At 46.9% G+C, this 17,522-nt stretch carries 15 protein-coding genes; all 15 read right to left on the bottom strand.

Annotation, left to right across the window (positions count from 1 at the left end; all coding sequences use genetic code 11):
- Positions 1-292 (bottom strand): DUF535 family protein (locus QN379_RS21475; RefSeq protein WP_323507561.1); only part of this gene is annotated, 292 nt, incomplete at its 3' end.
- Positions 293-509: 217 nt separating this feature from the next.
- Positions 510-1,928, bottom strand: a complete 1,419-nt coding sequence (locus tag QN379_RS21470) for a mannose-1-phosphate guanylyltransferase/mannose-6-phosphate isomerase (protein WP_322236537.1) — start codon at positions 1,926-1,928, stop codon at positions 510-512.
- On the bottom strand, positions 1,925-3,139 hold the full coding sequence (locus QN379_RS21465) for an NDP-sugar synthase (RefSeq protein ID WP_323507560.1): 1,215 nt from the start codon (positions 3,137-3,139) through the stop codon (positions 1,925-1,927). The genes QN379_RS21470 and QN379_RS21465 overlap by 4 nt, the downstream gene beginning before the upstream one ends.
- A gap of 76 nt (positions 3,140-3,215) precedes the next feature.
- Positions 3,216-3,953 (bottom strand): WecB/TagA/CpsF family glycosyltransferase, encoded by a 738-nt coding sequence (locus QN379_RS21460; RefSeq protein ID WP_322236533.1) that lies wholly within the window; start codon positions 3,951-3,953, stop codon positions 3,216-3,218.
- Positions 3,954-4,059: 106 nt separating this feature from the next.
- Positions 4,060-5,541 carry a lipopolysaccharide biosynthesis protein gene (locus QN379_RS21455; protein ID WP_323507559.1) on the bottom strand — a complete coding sequence of 494 codons (1,482 nt, stop codon included), beginning with the start codon at positions 5,539-5,541 and terminating at the stop codon, positions 4,060-4,062.
- Between the two features lie 113 nt (positions 5,542-5,654).
- A complete protein-coding gene (locus QN379_RS21450; RefSeq protein ID WP_323507558.1) occupies positions 5,655-6,746 on the bottom strand; it encodes a glycoside hydrolase family 5 protein in 1,092 nt (363 codons plus the stop codon).
- Positions 6,747-6,796: 50 nt separating this feature from the next.
- Positions 6,797-7,954 (bottom strand): glycosyltransferase family 4 protein, encoded by a 1,158-nt coding sequence (locus QN379_RS21445; protein ID WP_323507557.1) that lies wholly within the window; start codon positions 7,952-7,954, stop codon positions 6,797-6,799.
- Positions 7,944-9,278, bottom strand: a complete 1,335-nt coding sequence (locus QN379_RS21440; RefSeq protein ID WP_323507556.1) for a polysaccharide polymerase — start codon at positions 9,276-9,278, stop codon at positions 7,944-7,946. Before QN379_RS21440 ends, QN379_RS21445 begins: the two co-directional genes overlap by 11 nt.
- 164 nt (positions 9,279-9,442) lie before the next feature.
- Complete coding sequence (gene epsG / locus QN379_RS21435; RefSeq protein WP_322236523.1) at positions 9,443-10,318, bottom strand: chain length determinant protein tyrosine kinase EpsG; 876 nt, start codon at positions 10,316-10,318, stop codon at positions 9,443-9,445.
- A 5-nt stretch (positions 10,319-10,323) separates the two neighbouring features.
- On the bottom strand, positions 10,324-11,739 hold the full coding sequence (gene epsF / locus QN379_RS21430; protein WP_322236521.1) for a chain length determinant protein EpsF: 1,416 nt from the start codon (positions 11,737-11,739) through the stop codon (positions 10,324-10,326).
- A gap of 124 nt (positions 11,740-11,863) precedes the next feature.
- The gene (gene epsE / locus QN379_RS21425) at positions 11,864-12,652 is read right to left on the bottom strand and encodes a polysaccharide export protein EpsE (protein ID WP_322236519.1); all 789 of its coding nucleotides are present in this window, start codon (positions 12,650-12,652) and stop codon (positions 11,864-11,866) included.
- A gap of 72 nt (positions 12,653-12,724) precedes the next feature.
- On the bottom strand, positions 12,725-13,597 hold the full coding sequence (locus QN379_RS21420; protein ID WP_323507555.1) for an EpsD family peptidyl-prolyl cis-trans isomerase: 873 nt from the start codon (positions 13,595-13,597) through the stop codon (positions 12,725-12,727).
- Between the two features lie 77 nt (positions 13,598-13,674).
- Entirely contained in the window at positions 13,675-14,220 is a 546-nt protein-coding gene (locus QN379_RS21415; protein WP_323507554.1) for a hypothetical protein, read from the bottom strand.
- A gap of 135 nt (positions 14,221-14,355) precedes the next feature.
- The gene (locus tag QN379_RS21410) at positions 14,356-15,738 is read right to left on the bottom strand and encodes an undecaprenyl-phosphate glucose phosphotransferase (protein ID WP_323507553.1); all 1,383 of its coding nucleotides are present in this window, start codon (positions 15,736-15,738) and stop codon (positions 14,356-14,358) included.
- Positions 15,739-15,750: 12 nt separating this feature from the next.
- Positions 15,751-17,037 (bottom strand): XrtB/PEP-CTERM-associated polysaccharide biosynthesis outer membrane protein EpsL, encoded by a 1,287-nt coding sequence (gene epsL / locus QN379_RS21405; RefSeq protein WP_322236511.1) that lies wholly within the window; start codon positions 17,035-17,037, stop codon positions 15,751-15,753.
- Positions 17,038-17,522: the final 485 nt, after the last annotated feature.

Genomic DNA, 17,522 nt, shown 5'->3' with positions numbered 1-17,522 from the left:
CACATACAATATCATCGATCTGTTTTGCCCATAGCCGTGCTGGCACATTATAAATAACCTCCAAAAAATTGGTTTTAAAATGTTTTTGCAAGTATAAATAATGTCCTGTCAATATCGCAAGGCTATTCTTCTTTGAGATATCAAAAGAGATGTAGTTCCGCAAGTACTTATATGATATTTCAGGTATATCAAGAATTAATTTGGCCGCCTGAGGATGGCTAAGCGTATTGACAAGCTTTATATGACGCCTGATATTAAGTAACAGGAATAACCCCCTTTGCCAAGTTTGCAAGGTTAAAATAGATCTCCTTTTTACGATATTCCGTGTAATGACGGAAGTAGTAAAAAATAGATATTTAAACGATATTTTTGAATTGATTGACATGATTTTATCTCCCAATAAAACATTAACAATTAACTTCAACTACCAACTTCTCTACAATTTAAATCGAAAAAATCGTATAAGAAATACGCATATGAAGAATGCGAATGATCAATTATCAATTTTCTCAACTCCGTTTATACATATCCTCAAACCGCACAATGTCATCCTCGCCTAGATATCCGCCTGACTGGACTTCGATCAAATGCAGCGGCATTTTTCCTGGATTTTCTAAACGGTGCTTGACGCCGATTGGAATATAAGTGGATTCATTTTCTGATAGAAGTTTTTCCTCGCTGCCGCAGGTAATCAGCGCGGTACCGCTAACGACCACCCAGTGTTCAGCACGGTGATGGTGCATTTGAAGCGATAGTTTTCCGCCTGGTTTGACGGTAATCCGCTTTACCTGATAACGCTCACCGATATCAATGCCTTCATAGCTTCCCCAAGGCCTGTATACATGGGCATGGCTCATATGCTCGGTTCGACCTTTTTTCTTAAGCGATTCCACGATATGTTTGACCCCTTGCACCTGATCTTTGTGGACTACCAGGACGGCGTCCTTGGTTTCGACGACGACCAGATTTTCCACACCGATGACAGCAACGAAACGGCTCTCTGCGCGCACCATCGCATTGCGAACGTTGTCGGCATAGACATCACCGCGCAGTACGTTGCCGTCGATATCGGACTCCAGAACGTCGCACAGCGCGGCCCAAGAGCCAACGTCGTTCCAACCGAATTGCGCTGGTACCACCACCGCATGCCGGGTATGTTCCATAACGGCATAGTCGATTGACTCCGAAGGACAGGCCGCAAAGGCGGCTTCGCCAAGGCGGCAAAAATCCAGATCGTGGTACGCATCATGAAATGCCAACTCACAGCTATCAGCAATCGCTGGCCGATAGGTGCTTAATTCGGCGAGATAGCGTGCGGCCTGAAATAGAAACATTCCGCTATTCCAACTGTAGGCAGGATCGGCAACAAATATCTCAGCGGTCTCGCGAACCGGTTTTTCGACAAAGCGCTCAACCGCAAAACAACCGTCGGCAGCCTCAACAGGCTTGCCCTGACGGATATAACCATAGCCCGTCTCTGGCCCAGACGGCACAATTCCGAAGGTCGCTAATGCGCCACGCACAACTGGTTCTAACGCCCGCTGCACAGCGGCATGGAACGCCGCCACATCAGTAATCACATGGTCGGCGGGTAGCACCAGCATGATGGCTTGCGCATCCCGTTTCAACAGAAAATGCGCTGCCGCCGCGACCGACGGGGCAGTATTCCTTCCTACTGGTTCCAACAATATTCCGCAAGGAGTAATGCCAATGGCACGTAATTGTTCTGCCACCAAAAACCGATGATCGTTGCCGCAAGCCACCAGTGGCGGCATCAATTCGGGCCACTCCGCTATACGCATTAACGTCTCTTGCAGCATCGTGAGGTCAGAACACAACGGCAACAGCTGTTTGGGTAACGCTTCGCGCGACAATGGCCACAAGCGCGTACCGGCACCGCCGGCTAGGATCACAGGATAGATTTTCATACCCTGCTCACAGAATCGTCTATCAAATTCGCGTCAGAAATCGTATCGTCACCATTCTGTGAATTTGTTGATGCAGCCTTATTTTTAGGCAAGAATATTGTTTTATGTAGCTGATGGCGTGCATCACACCATGAGCGCTTGCCGGTCGTTGACGACAACGACATTTCCCCACCACGGGTAACGCCATATTCCTTTACGATCACCATTTCTTCCAACGAAGCCTCGGGGAATATCCGCGTGTACTCAAACAAGACGCTGCGCACCAGTGTGGAACCAGAACATATGTGGCAGCCATGTCCAATCCAGGTCGGGCCAATGATAGTGCAACCAGATTCAATCAGACAACCGGCACCAATATAAACCGGACCTTGAATCGTCGTTCCATTCCAGTCAATGCTGGTGTTAAGACCAATCCACACGCCGTCGGCAATCAGTGTTCCGGGAACTTCCATTTGCGCGACCTCACCTAATAAAACACTTTGCAGCACGCTCCAATAGTCGGTCACAGTACCTATGTCGATCCAGTTGAAGAATCGCTGTTGCGCATAAAATGGCAAGCCTTTTTCAACTAACAAGGGGAACAGGTCGGAACCGATGTCAAACGATGTCCCAACCGGTATGAGATCAATGACTTCGGGCTCAAAGATATAAATCCCCGTGCTAGCAAAGTTGGATAATGCATTTTCCTGTTTTGGCTTCTCCTGAAACGACTTGATCCGTCCATCGAGATCGGTTACTACCACACCGTAACTATCGACCTTCTCCCACGGTACTTTCTTAGTGACAACACTCACCATTGCACCTTTTTGTTTGTGCTCAAACAGCGCGGAAGTCAGATCCAGATCGATTAACGCGTCGCCACAAATCACAATGGTCGTGTCATCAAAAAAGTGAGCAAATTCCTGAATCTTCTTAATGCCGCCCGCCGAACCCAACGGTTCTGGGATTAACTCGCCGTTATCGTTTATATAGCCTTCAAACGAATAACCAATCTGTACCCCGAACTGGCTTCCGTTACCGAAATACTCTTCAATTTTGTGGTGTAAATAGCTAACATTTACCATAATGTCGCGTACGCCATAACTGGCAAGAAACTCGATCAGATAAGCCATCACTGGTTTGCCCAAAATTGGTATCATCGGTTTGGGAAGGTCATAAGTCAGAGGACGAACTCGCGTGCCGCTACCTGCAGCTAATATCATCGCTTTCATTTTTATACTCCCTACAAAAGGTAATCGAAAATGATACAGATGCTTTAACAGTGAATCGCACTTGCCTCTAATCCCTTCAAATATCCCAGCGATGCTTACGACACAACAACAAAAATCGCAAGATGTCGACCGTGTAGCGAAACAACAATCGTCGTGGTTCCAGACAGAGCCGATAAAGCCATTCGAGCCTGGTCCGTTGCACAAAAAGAGGTGCACGCTGTTTGTCACCACTCCAGAAATCGAATAAAGCACCGACGCCAATCACCAGGTTTGCATTTAGCATGTCGCGATTCGCGAGGATCCACTCCTCCTGAATCGGATTGCCTAGCGCCACCAAAAGTACCTCGGCCTCAGTAAAGTTAATGGCTTCGATCAAACTGCCAGAATTCTCCTTAAACCCACCATATCCGTCGCAGGCACCCACCACGGTCTGACCCAACACGTCGCGCAGATGATGAGCTGCTTTAGTCAGCGTTTCAGGTTTGCTACCGAGCATAAAAACGCGCATTGACTGCGCCGATTCGGAAAAAAAATAAGGAATAAAATCAGTGCCATTAAGATTTTCATCAAACTTTTGACTGGAAAATAAGAATGCTGCAATATCCATTCCTACGCCGTCGTTCACAATCAGCACTGAATCGGATCTCATCCTGTCCAGCAGATAACGACACTGAACGATAAAATTCGTATTAGCAAAAAATAGCGTCGTTTTTTTATTTCTTCTGAGGGTGCGACGCAACGCACCTGCCAATACCCGGGAAGTAGTTTTACGCACCGGATAACCAGCGATTGGATTCATTTTCTCTAAGCTCATGGATAACTCCCACAAAACCGCAAAATACTGCGACCGCAAAAGAAGGAAGAAAAAAAATTTCTCTAGCAATCTTTTGCCTCTGAAAGATAAAACAAAATTTCCACCATCAACGCGTAAAAAATCGGCGTATCCGGAGTGTTAGTAACAGCACTTCTTGCCACGAACCATTCACGTCTCTGACACGCCACCCAGTAATGGCAACCATACCTGGATACAACAAACTCGCAAGCAGAGTGCCCCCCACGATTAACGTCACATCGTTAAAGCGATTGGACATTGCTAGTACATAGCAGGCTAATCCGACCCATAAAATAATGCTTCCCACTACCGGCGGCGCCAGCGCATATAAAGTTATGCGTGTATTTAGGCCAATTGCTCGGCTAATCAACGTTTGCGATAGCGGAAACAAAATAAGATGAGCGGCGCAAAACGACAGGCTCATACCAAGCAAACCAAATCGATAAAAAAAAGCTGAAAGGCCGCCGGCGAGAGTCAATTTTGCGATTCCGAGAACTACCGGAACACGATTTTTTCCAATCGCAAAAAACAAGTAATCATTTAAATCGAGAATCGATGCGATCAAATAGAGAATTGCCAAAGCACCGACGGTGGGTGCTGCTGGCAACCACTTCTGCCCGAATACAACCGCGATCAAAGGCCGCGCCAACTCAGCTTGGAAGCACAGTAACGGTGCCGCACAAAACAAGGTAATGCCGAGAATCTTTAAGTAACCGAGTTGTAAGGCCACTGCATTCGACTGTGAATTTGAAAATACAGGCAAAGCTACTTTGTGCATTGAACTGGATATCAACAGATAGACCGAGGAAGTCATCCGTTTTGCCATATTGTAAAGACCAGTCGCATAGGGCCCCAAACAAACGCTGACCAATAATGCGTCGCCGTTGGTACTGACAAAGTCTAAAAATCCCGCAATGGATACCTGCCGCGAATCTATCCAAAATCGCTGAGTTAATGCACGATCAAAAACGATGCGTGGTAACCAACGGCTCTGTAACATCACAAGCAACAACGCCAAACCCGAAGCCGTTACCTGCTGCCCCACTAACGACATCCCACCGACACCACTAACCGCTAGCGATATCCCAACGATACCGCCTAGCGTGACTGAAAAAATCGATCTGATCGCCAGCTGACGAAACATCATGTTACGCACTAGCCGGGCCTCAAACGCACGCACCACACCAAAAAATAGAATCGAGATACTCATACCCTGCCAAACCGACTTAAGCTCGGGTGCGCCAAATAATGTTGAAACGACGCCAGCAGAACAAAACATTAAACAAGCCAACAAAAAACCAATAACCGTGCAATAGGTAAATACCCAAGAATAAAGTTTGTCGTCGGGATCCGCGGCTCGCACCACGGGCATGGCAATCGCGTCAAATACCACTAATCGAGTGAACAAAATAAAGAGATGTGCCACCGTTAATAAGCCGAATGCATCAGGTTCCAGAAAGCGCGCCAGGACCGCGAAAATAGCGAACGAGAGTACCTGTTGTGCAAGGTTGTCCATGATCGACCAGGTTGATCCGGATATGACGTTGCCGTGGCTATTAATCTGCTCCATAGTTTTATTTTCCTAGTTCAATTGCGCGTAAAGGACGGTAAAGATCAACAAATTTCGTCGTGCGCATACACCCCTAGCCCCTTTAAATCTCACTGGCATTGCACGTTACTAACTCACATACCGTTTTTTAAAATTGCGATTTGCGGTTTGTCTCCATTACTGTCGGGATGGATACTCAATGGATATGACCCAAGCCATTTACCAGCTGACCAGTAAGTCCATCCGCCCCACACCAGACTACCTTTCATTTTTTCTATCATCGCCGTCAATGCATCGAGACATTGCGCGTTGGCCGATACGCCGAACTCACCCAGAAACAAACGCTGCCCGGTCAAAACACCCCATTGGGTCAAATCGACCATGATCTTTGTCAGACGCTCTGGTTCAATACAATTTGTATGGGTGCCGGAGAAATTTGAATCTGCATATTGATGCGCCTCGATCATGTAATTATTGGCAGGATCATGAAAGGTTTTAAAACCTTCAGCGTTTGAAATGCCGCCCTCTTTCGAGAACCACGAGTGCGCGCCGCTCCACCCTCCGCCTGCAACTAGAATCATATTTTTTGCACCACTTCGACGCAGGGCATTAACTGTTTCCTGTGCCGTGATTACCCAACTGCCAATCGAAATTTTGCTGGGTTCGTTCATCAGGTCAAACGCGACATTCGTTGGATCTTTGAACGACGGTAACAAGCGCACCCATAAATCGCTCAATGCGGCCCGCGGCACCTGAACCGAACCGATAGGCTGCCCACGATATTCGCCATAATTATGCACGTCGAGTATTACGCACGCGCCAATTGACCGACCTGCCGAAACGGTATCCACTATTCTTTGTAACTCTGCTTGATCCAGTGCTCCGAATAACTGGGGTTGTATCCGCTCCCACAGAAATGGCAGGCGAAAGGTGTTCATCCCCAACGTTTTAAAATAGCGCATATCTGCGAGATCAGGATAGACATAGTCCTTAAAAAGGGTGCCCGGTAATTTTTCTGAAGCAAATTCGGCACCGCTTAAATTGACTCCTGCCATCTGCTTTCCATCAATGCAATTAGCGGACGTGATGGGCGAAACCAGCACACATCCGGCCACCACGGCTATCGTTAGCACGATTTTTAAAATACGCCACCACCGATCTTTAATCGATATGGGGATGGTTGATCGCGCCAATGCTGCCGTCGCATTCACTCTTGTTGTTCTCATGGTTTGCGCCGTAAATTTAATGTAGTTAGAAAATTTTCCGTTGTTCCAATCTACTTACTCATTCCAATGTGGATCTTAGGAGAAGTCCTTGCTGCCAACTGCGTATATATATCTGCATATCTATTTGCAATATGTCGCCAGTTGTAGCGCTCGGCGAAATACTGAGCCTGCATGCGTCTTCGAGCATGATCGGGGTGACCTGTTGAATGTAATTTCAACAGCGCTTCGACACTATCGTGAATGTTTTCTGCAGACAAAATAATGCCCATTTCTGACTGCATGACCAGATGGCGAAACGGGGGAATATCGCTTAACAACGGCGTCAATCCGGCGCTCATTGCTTCAATCGGAGCAATGCCAAAACCTTCATGTCGCGACAAACAAATGAAATAACTTGCTTGTCCAATTAAATCCGCTAACTCAGACTCAGATGGGTTCGGTACTATTTGCACCAAATCGGTTAGATTGTGTTGCGTCACCCAATGCTGCAACTCCGCGGCGGTGTGATCATATTCTCGTCCTGCAATGATGAGCTTCCATCCGGCCTGGCCATCCGACAACTCCTTAAATAATGCAAGTGTTTCAAGCAAGCCTTTATTGGCCGACCACCTTCCAAAATAGATCATCGTCTGGGTTGGTGTGGCAGAAGACAGGTTGCTGTATTTTTCAACATTGACCCCATTTCCGATGACCGTCAAAGTGGACGGCTTTACGATTTTTTTGAAAATTTGACCATCATTCTCGCTCGTAGCAATGATCTGGTCATAATTCAAAGACGACGCGCGCGTGACTGAGTTGAAGTAAATTTTTTTTAGTGTTGATGCAAACGTCGTGTGAAAAAATCCGCCATGGGTCGACGCAACAAGTGGTCGGTGGTGAAATGGCTTCGTGAGCGCCATATAGTCGAAAAAGAAATCGATACCGTGCACATGAATCACGTCGGCATCGGTCACCTGCCGCAACACTTGCGGACAAAATGGATATCTACTTGTACCGTGAAACGGCAACCGGACCACGTCCACGCCATTCACTTCTGCTTCGCGGGCCAGCAGTTCCGTAGAATTTTTGAACAAGCGATTCAACGTAACAATTTTAGGTCGCTGGTCGTGGTGTTCACGCTGCTGTCTTGCAATGTTTTGCACTACGTCTTCCATCCCGCCGACAGAAGGGGAATACTGACGCACGATGTGCACAACGTTAATAGGCATTTTGCGTCCCCTTACGTGCTTCAGCGAGTGCCGATGGCGCAGCGTGCAAGTTTGTATGTAACGCGGATGGCGCGTACTCTACAGGCCGCATCGAGGTTTCTTTTTTGCGTCCCACGCAACAGCCAACCAAAAACCATAAAATACCAGCGGTTTTCAGAGCAAACAATGAAGTACCGCTTACACATAAAATGAGTGACATGTAAAGCGTGATGTAGGCCCTGAAACGGTTTCCCCTCTCATTCTCCATCTTCAGCATCCAGAACGTGATCCATAAAAAGAGACATAGGACCACACCTAACCGCGTCAATAATGCGGAATAACCCATGTCGCCAAAACCGATATTGAATCCTTCGATTCCGAATATCATTCCCACATCAAACGTCAACAACATCTGTCCACTGACATACAGCCGTCCGAGAATATTATCGCCATAATGTCCATCAAAAAATAATCCGATAACCACTAACAGGACGACACTCAGCAATGGCAAAGACATCATCCACGCATTAGTCCGACCAAACGGTAAACAGCGCATCAGTATTAACGCCCCTACAGTAATCATGCCGTAGCGCGAGTCACTTAACGCAATCATCACGGCCGACGCTACAAGGAAAAAAACCATATCTTTAGCCTCCTCACGTCGTTTGGATAAACCCCACGCAGCAATGATGACGGCGAAATTTCCTAGCGATACCGGCTCTAAAAATAATGATGAAACACGGTGATTACCCAACAAAGACGGCAAGATAGTCCGACCGATTCCCTCCGGGCGCATACCGTTCAAACCTAATACGCTGTCTTTAGCCCAGTTGGTCCCCGCCGTCAATCCACCCTGACTAACGTAATAGGAGAAGATATTGAACACGCGAGAAAAGGCTTCCAAAAACCACAATTCAAAAAATCCAAATACCAACACCAGAACGGCCATCACTTTCAGGACACGATCAGCATAATGAACGTCCCCAATATGTCTGCCCAATCCGTAAAAAAGGATAGGAATCATGACATCACGAAATCCCTTTGGATCTAACTGATTTCGAAAAATGGCGATCAGAAACAGGTATGCTGCCACGAGCAATGCCACAGCAAAAAATTCCAATCGGATGTGTTTTATCAAGACTACCAGGCAGGCAAAGTAGACGACTGCTTCGGTCAAAGCAACACCCAGCATCGAAATGGGATGCACACTGGTATGCATCGCACATAGCAACGCCTGATACGTCAGGGCAACGATCAAAATCCAGAAGACCAGACTCTGCCCTGCCGGTGAATCGATAACACGCGGAGGAAAAAAATAGTTTCTGATTCGGAGAAGAGAGCGCATACAGTAACTAGCCTATAGTCTTTAATCAGGTAATAAAACGGTGCTATATCCGCTCAGATGATGCAGGTATTCCCGCGAGTCAAGATAAAAGCCGCGTAGCTGCAACATTTTTTGCGGAATACAAAACCTATATCGGCGCCATGCCGATGACGTCCTTCAATCCATCAAAAACTCACCATCACGGACCCCACGATTTCAGTACCGCTGCGCCGTAATTGATCGCTGAAAGCAGTGATATCGGCCACTCGTGTATGGTTTTTTCGGACCACCAACAGCACGCCGCCAGCACGTGATGCGATGGTTAGACAGTCTGCTGCGCTCGTAAATGCTGGTGTGTCATATAAAATGATGTCGTAAAGATCGCATAATTTTTCATTCATTACACCAAAAGCTGAACGATTAATCAGCTCTTGCGGATTAGGCACACTTGAGCCAGCAGGCAGAATAGAGAGATCCAAAAATGTCTCTGCTCTGACCAGCATTTCGAGGCCCATTTTCCCCGCTAAAAGATCAGATAAACCATGGCCACGATTGAGACTAAATATTTCGTGCTGACGCGGACGCCGCAGATTGGCATCGACCAACAGCGTGGGATTGCCCAATTGCGAGAACACCACGCTCAGATTGGCTGCAAACAAACTGTTACCATCGCCCGGATTGACACTGGCAATTGCCAGCTTCTTATTGCCGGCAGCGAACCATTGCAACATCAATTGGCTACGTACATTTCGAAGCATTTCGACTTCTGCACTAAACGGTTGATACGCAGCCGTTAGCGATTCTGAAAAAATACCCGTACCGACCGTTTGATAGGGATAAACAATTTGGTGTTCGCGAATTTTCTGTATGTCTGACTCGCAGACTAGTCCAAGGCGTATTGCCGCATCGCCGAAGCGCAGACCTTCCTCTTCTTGCAAACGGTTCACGCATTCAGCTTGCTCAAGGGTGATTTTTCCTTGCTCCACAAGCATGCGCCCGATACTTGCATCCTTGGTAATCGCCATTGAGGGATTGACGATCGAAGTAACCGGATTGTTCATTGTGATTAACCCTTCCAACTGAGAAGTAAGCGCTGAGAGAAGCCGATGCTTTTAACGTCATAGCTACGCCTAGGTTTCTCCGCAATTATCGTTCCGAGCATTGGTGCATTAAGCAAGTTGGATAACTCATCCGCAGTTCTAATACGGCGATTGGACATTTCTGCCAACACCGCCAGCGCCAACCCCAGCATGGTGCCCATTAGTACCGACAGCACCGTGTTAAGTACTATATTTGGACTGACAGGCAGCACCGGGACTGCCGCTGGATTAAGGACGGTGACGTCAGACTGGTTCGATTTGCCTTCAAGTTCAGTTTGTGTCAATCGTAGATTAGCTGCGTCGTAGGCGCGCTGTGCATTGTCGGAATCCTTCACCAGGACCATCATCTCGTCGCGAGTACGGTTAAGTTGCAGCACTTTAGCAGTTTGTGCTTTCATCGCAGCACGGACTTCCGCTTCTCGCTGACGTAAAATCCGACCGTTATTGGCAGTCCCATTGTTCGTTGCGCTGATATTACTATTGAGCTCAGCCCGAAGTCGGTCTACCTCCGCTTTGGCTGCCTGATATTGAGGATGATTGCGATCAAGATTTTGCGATAACAGCGCAAATTTTCCTTCCGCCTGGGCCACCGACGCTTTCAGATTTTGAATCAGTGAATTGCCGATCACATCAGGAGAATCTCTTCCAGCGCTACCCATTGCCTGATTGCCGCGCGACGAGGCCTCAATCGCTTGCGCCTGCGCCAACACTAATTGGGTAGACAGTTCATTCAAGCGGTTCGATTCCACATCAAGATGGTTGTCGGTACTTACCAGGCCATGCTGTTGTTGGTATTGAGAAAGTTTATTACGTGACACTTCCAGTTCGGTTCTCAAGTTTTTTACCTGTATCTCGAAATATTTCGATGCCTGTTGCAAAGGTGTAATTTTTATCTGAAGATTGAGTTGCTGATAGGCAGCGGCAAAGCCATTGGCGACGGACGCCGCCAAAATCGGATCGCTGCCTTTACCAATAATTTCCAGCATGCTGCTTTCTCGTGTTGGCGCTACCTCGACCATTTTCAGGAGATAATCCGCCAGATATTCGCGGATCGAGCCTTCGCCTTTATTGACTTTTTTGAAGCGCTGCAAGACAACTGGATTGTTGGCCAGCCTCATGTTGTCGGCAACTTTCAGTGCCACGCTTCTGCTAGTGATCAGATCGACCTGCGTTGCCATATAACCGGACGCCAACTGTGTTGGCAGCACCTGGCCTGACACCGGATCGGTTCCTTTGAAATTCAGCAGCAAAGTGGTCGACGTTTTATACGTCTTAGGTAACACCAAGCTGACCGCAACGGTCAGCGCCACCGTAATGAACAAGGTCAATAAAATGATCTTGTAACGGGCGCGCAGAATAATTAAAAGCTGAGGAAAAGTCATAAAAATCTCTCTCGCATCCAAACATGAGACTTCACGGCAACCTAGCGTATGTCGTTGCGACGATCGCCAGCGTTGCCACCTACAAATTAAGCACCAAACGCCGTAGAAGCATTAAAGGCGGCAATCAAAACAGGCTCTCTTTCACATATACGACGTCATCTGGAAGGAGTTCCACGCCACCTTTAACGTCAATCATCTGTACAGAACCGCTTGTATCGCGCCGTTTGATCCGCAAGCCACGCTCAGTTCCGCGAGGAGTTAGACCGCCACCAATGGACAAAGCCTGTGTAATGGTCATATTGCGTTCCAGCCGATAGCCTCCGGGATGCTGTACTTCACCATAAATATAAAATTTGGGAGCGCGGTCGACGTACACCATGTCGCCATTGATCAGTTCCAGATTGCTATGCATGTCGGATGACTGGATCATTTCAACCAGATTGATGACTTGCTTATTTGTTTTCCCATCGCGGGTGCGCACCACGGTGGCGGTATCCCCGCCTTCCGGCCCGACACCACCTGCCACTGCCAACATGTCCGTGACGCTACGCGTTCCATTAATCGGATATCGTCCGGGACGGAGCACTTGCCCAAGTATCGAGACCTGCTGGCTCTGTAATTCCGTGACCATAATATTTACTTCTGCCTTGCGCAGAAACCCACCGCTTGTCAACAACCCAGAGATTTTTTTCTCAGCTTCTGCTGTCGACAGACCGCTTATACTGACATCGCCGATCAACGGAAATGTAATGTTACCGGCTTCGCTGACTTTGGTATCCAGGCTTAAGTCAGGGTTGCCAAACACGGAGATCTTCAGCGCATCACCCGCGCCCAAAGGGACATCGGCCGCCATGGCTGATAAGGTGAAAATTGCTAACAATAGTGCCAGCATGCTTGCGTAGAATCGGTTCATTATTATCCTCATCCAGTTAGTTTTTTCTTGATAAAAAATCTTCCCAAAAACTGTTACTCTAAATATGGTGTCTTATTGTGCTGAATCGGAGGCGTAATCAATTTTTGATGACGACCGTAATTTTGCAATTTGAATCGCCGCTACCTTCCGCATCTTTTCAATAAATAAATGGTATTCAATCTGTGGTGCGGCATCTTGAATCGTCAACGGACTGTCCCGTATGGCACTCAACGCGCAAAGCAATGCCTGAGTTCCATTTTCCAAGATAAATAAATGGTTACTACCCATCTCGATGAGATTCTTGATAGTCTCCGTGGGCATGTCGCCACTGGTGTACGAATGGGTAGATTTTATGTACGCAATTTTTTGCGTATCCAGCAAAAGCGCTATCTTACTTAGCGAACTCTCGTTGTCCATCATCTGCTTGATCGACACAGAATAATCTTGCGCAGCGATACTTAATTGCTGAATCTCAAGGATCTTCCTGTGCGCAAATAATTCCGGATGCAACTTAAAATAAGTATCGATTTCTGAGTTAGAAGGTTTGGCCGCTTTGACTCCTATAAAATCTAGATAAGTCTGCACAATTACTTGTGTTTTCAAGCGTTCAATAAAATCAATGACCTCCGGATTGCGATCAGTTTTTTGCCGCAACGCCTCTGTTAGTAATAACTTACGATTGATTAATATTTCCAAAGCCTGATTACGCACAATCGGATTTTGGAACCGCACCTCGGCGTCTAGTTGTCGCGCCGTAATCGCATCGCCATTAACTGTTACCAATGTCTTGCTCATCATCTCTTTACGGTCATTACAAGCGGCCAGGTTCATTACAGACATAGTAACCAACAGCGCCAGCCATCTCGCGGTTCGCAATGAAAGCGGCGCTATCACGAGCTGAAAATAGTTGCCGCGTAAAAAGTTGACCAGGTTAGCGAAGTTCACGTCCTGCTCCCGCAAGGTGTCACTATTGTTTCTCATGTTTGCAGTTTTTCGCTACGCGAAAATTAGCTGCAATGTCTTTAAATACTGTGCGCTTGTCCGCCTTTAGATTCTGAATGTAGACGGAGGTATGTGCGCGCTGGCCTGCGACGGCCCCAATATAGAACGAAAAACAGCACAATCAAAAGCACGGACCAGCTCTTCGATTTTTGATCTGATCGCATCCTCAAATCTTTCAGGAATATATAGAGCGATCCACTCCAGTATCTTTTGTTGGTGAAAATATTTTTTAGGGCATGCTCGCCATTGGAACTGCGCATAAAATTCACGTTGTGAAAACTTTCAGTGCGATCAGATAAAACGGCCTCTTCCATCACGGCGAAATCAACTAATTTTTCAGGCGGCCCAAAAACGCGAGCAGCGGCAGTGTCGGCCAACACATCACCATCTATCTGAATCGCGTTATCGACGTCTTCAGCGACATTAATCATCACATCGCTATCCAACTCCATAAACCGCGGCAGCCTGACTGGGATAGGCGTCAGTTGAAAAGTAGGTGTCGCTGCAAGCAAGCAACTGCTATATGCTAAGAGCGCTAGAATCACCACCAATAACAGTTTTTGCATGATCTTGCTCCTAAGAAGATCCACATCACACCGCCACTTTGAGGCTACAACGAAAGAGACATAACTATTTCAAAAAAAATTTAAACCTTTTTCTGCAAATATTATGCAAATTTCACTAACGTAAATTTTTCCCACCTAATAGGCGCTATCTTTTTTCAATACTTCCTTTATGGTCCGCAGGATGATCATCAGATCGAGTGCAAAAGACCAGTTCTGCAAATACTCCAGATCAAACTTAATGCGCGAACGCATTTTTTCGACTGTATCGGTCTCCCCGCGAAATCCATTGACCTGAGCCCATCCTGTGATGCCAGGCTTTACCTTGTGTCGCAACATGTAGCCTTTAATCAACTTGCGATACATTTCATTGTGTGCGACTGCATGTGGACGCGGGCCTACGATACTCATTCGCCCTTGCAATACATTAATGAACTGCGGCAATTCATCTAGCGAAGTTCGACGTAAAAACGCACCAAATCGCGTGATCCGGACATCATTTTTTTTAGCCTGCGCGACCACGGGGCCATCTTCGCAAACTGTCATAGAACGAAATTTATAAACGATAATCTCTTCACCGTTCAACCCATAGCGGCGCTGGGAAAAAATGACCGGTCCGGGTGATGATAATTTGATGCCTATGGCAATCATTAGCATCAGCGGCAGCAAAATAATCTGGATAATTAGCGCGAGAATAATATCGCTACCGCGTTTGACCACACTACTGAAACCCATAAATGGCGTCTCGCAAACACCGATGACCGGTATTCCACCGACATGATCCAAACGCGCCTGCATCAAATCAAAAGTATAAATATCAGGAATAAAGTACACCGATGCCGTGCTATCGCGAATCACATCGAGTAACTTCAAAGTGCGAGGGGTCGCCGACATCGGCAAACAAATAAAGATTGTCTTGATCTTGTGCGAGCTGAGATATGGACCCACCTCTCCAAACGCTCCCAAATAGGCGCAATCGAGTCCCGCGGGGCGAACTGATTGATCACGGTCGTCAAAAAATCCAAGCATCTCCACAGCGGGATTTCGATGAGATTGTATTCGTTCGAGCAAAGCACCACCCGGGTCATTCGAACCGATGATGACAGCTGACCGTATTACATCAGCTTTTCGGGTATTGAATACCAAGCCATAAGCGGTAATGCGACTGAGTAACAGCGCGAGCGGCGCAAGAGTAGCCCAAAGTAATATGACACGATCAGAAAATTCATACCGCAGTCCGCTAGCCTGCCCAATCAACATCAAAATAACGACGATAATTGCCCAACCAAACAAAATATCTCCGACATAAGCAAGGCGATTTCCTGCGTACTGCGTGCGGTAAAGTTCAATCTGGTCATAGACGTAAGAGGAGATAAAGAAAGTGAGAATCATCAGGAGCAGATAACTCCCGGTGAATAACTCACCTTCATACACAATGATCAAATACAACAAACCAAGAATAATCATCGGATCAAGCATCCGCTTGAAGAATGTGACTAGTGGGATGTCGTTCTCAGTCATTTTGTCGCCCCTCTAAAAGATATAACGCGTATTGAGTACTACTGCATTGCTTGAATAACCGCCGTTAAAATTTGATACAGTCTGCGTACTGCGGGTGGCTGATAACTGAATCTCCCAACGTAGCGTCGGCTTATACACCAAAGTCAGCGCCAGATTGCGCAATGCGTCATTGGGGTCAACACCGAGTGCACCCGAGTCAGTCGATTGGCTGAAGTCTCTTTTTTCGTATTTGTACTGCGCTACGAGTCGGATTTTTTCGGAATAATGCCAACTGGCAGCGGCGCTTGCGCCACGATTCAGAGAGTAGACAGAGGTAAGATCATCTACGGCCCCGATCTCTCGCCAGGCAGAAACAGTAACATCGACTTTTGAGGTCGGCGACCAGTCGACAGAAAGCCGGGAATTAATTCCGCTGAAATTCCGGACCGAAAATGCGTCCTGCTTACGGCTCACCCATCCCCCTAAAAAATGCACGCGGGTGATGCCCGTAGCCAGCCAATCGATCTTCGCTTTGACCTCATTTTGATCGTAGCTGTTGTTAATGAAAAAATTTCCATCCTGCTGCGGATTCGGAAAATTGGCGCGCGTATGACGCAATTGAAGTCCGAAGGTGCTGCCGCTGGCGGCCAGATAATCAAGCCCGATAAGCTCTTGATTCTGCTTGTTGTTCAGCGCGTTCTGCGATGCAAGGTCATAGGATAAGTCGGTATGCACGAGACCGGCGTTGACCCGCCAACTTGGGTGGAATAGCCAAGCTGCATCCGCATACTCATTTACCTGCGTCCGGATATTCTGTGCCAGTTGATGAAAATCGACAAAAGGGGTAAGTCCCTGTGAGTAGCTTGCCCCAACATTTCCTTCAACGTGATTACCTACATGCCAGTTCAAGTTGCCGGATGCATTCTTGTCGAGGTGATCAAGTTCGGTAAAGCGGTTGTAATTGACTTTTGCGATATCTGCATTTGCAGTTACATGTTGCTGCCCGATTTTTTCATCAAGACCAACGCCAACTTCAGCCCGGCGCGTCACGTCCGACAGACCGCTTCCGATCCCGAGCGCCTGTCCCGCTGCCGCATTTGGCAAGCGCAATACATTGTTATCGTAAGTCACCCCAACCCCGGCATATGGAGTAATAGTGTCAGGCGGCAATATCATAATTTCGGGCAGTGGTATGACGTCGGTTGGAACCAGATCGTTAGTGGCGGCAGAAGCCGTCATGCAGGAATATACCGGCATCAGGAAAATGACTTTCCATGACAAGCGTTTAGCACGTGGGAGTTGCTTAAAACATCTGTTCATTTTCTTACCCTTGTAAACCGACCGGTTGCATCAAGAAAAACGAAAATAAATACAAAATTAGCGCTTTGGAATTGTTAAATAAGCACCTCTCCTACCTAAAATAGGTGGCAAAAGAAACCATTGAGATTTATGCGTAATTGTTGGAACGTTGAGGCGGTGCGAACTACTCGAAATTAAGAAAATTGCAAATTGAAGCGAATTACTTTAAATGAAGAATGCTGGATATGTTCAATTGCCCAGTGAGGGATGATAGCAATTAGTTACCCTGCCATCGCTTAAATTTTTATACAAAATACATGACTACACTGCCATGATTGCAGCATAAAAATTGTTGTTTGCTAAACCATCAAATTCTTTTGTCATTTTTGCTACTATTTTTTAAAAGCGCATGATCGAAAGGTCAGCATCATAAAATTCTGCTATGGTGCGAGGCCGCAAAATAATCCTTCTTGAGGCATTTCTTCTACTAAAAACAAGATTGAATA

It is taken from the genome of Glaciimonas sp. Gout2 (assembly GCF_035018905.1).
Lineage (GTDB): Bacteria > Pseudomonadota > Gammaproteobacteria > Burkholderiales > Burkholderiaceae_D > Glaciimonas.
The sequence above is the reverse complement of the archived record's forward strand: the minus strand, read 5'-3'. Positions and strand labels throughout refer to the sequence as shown.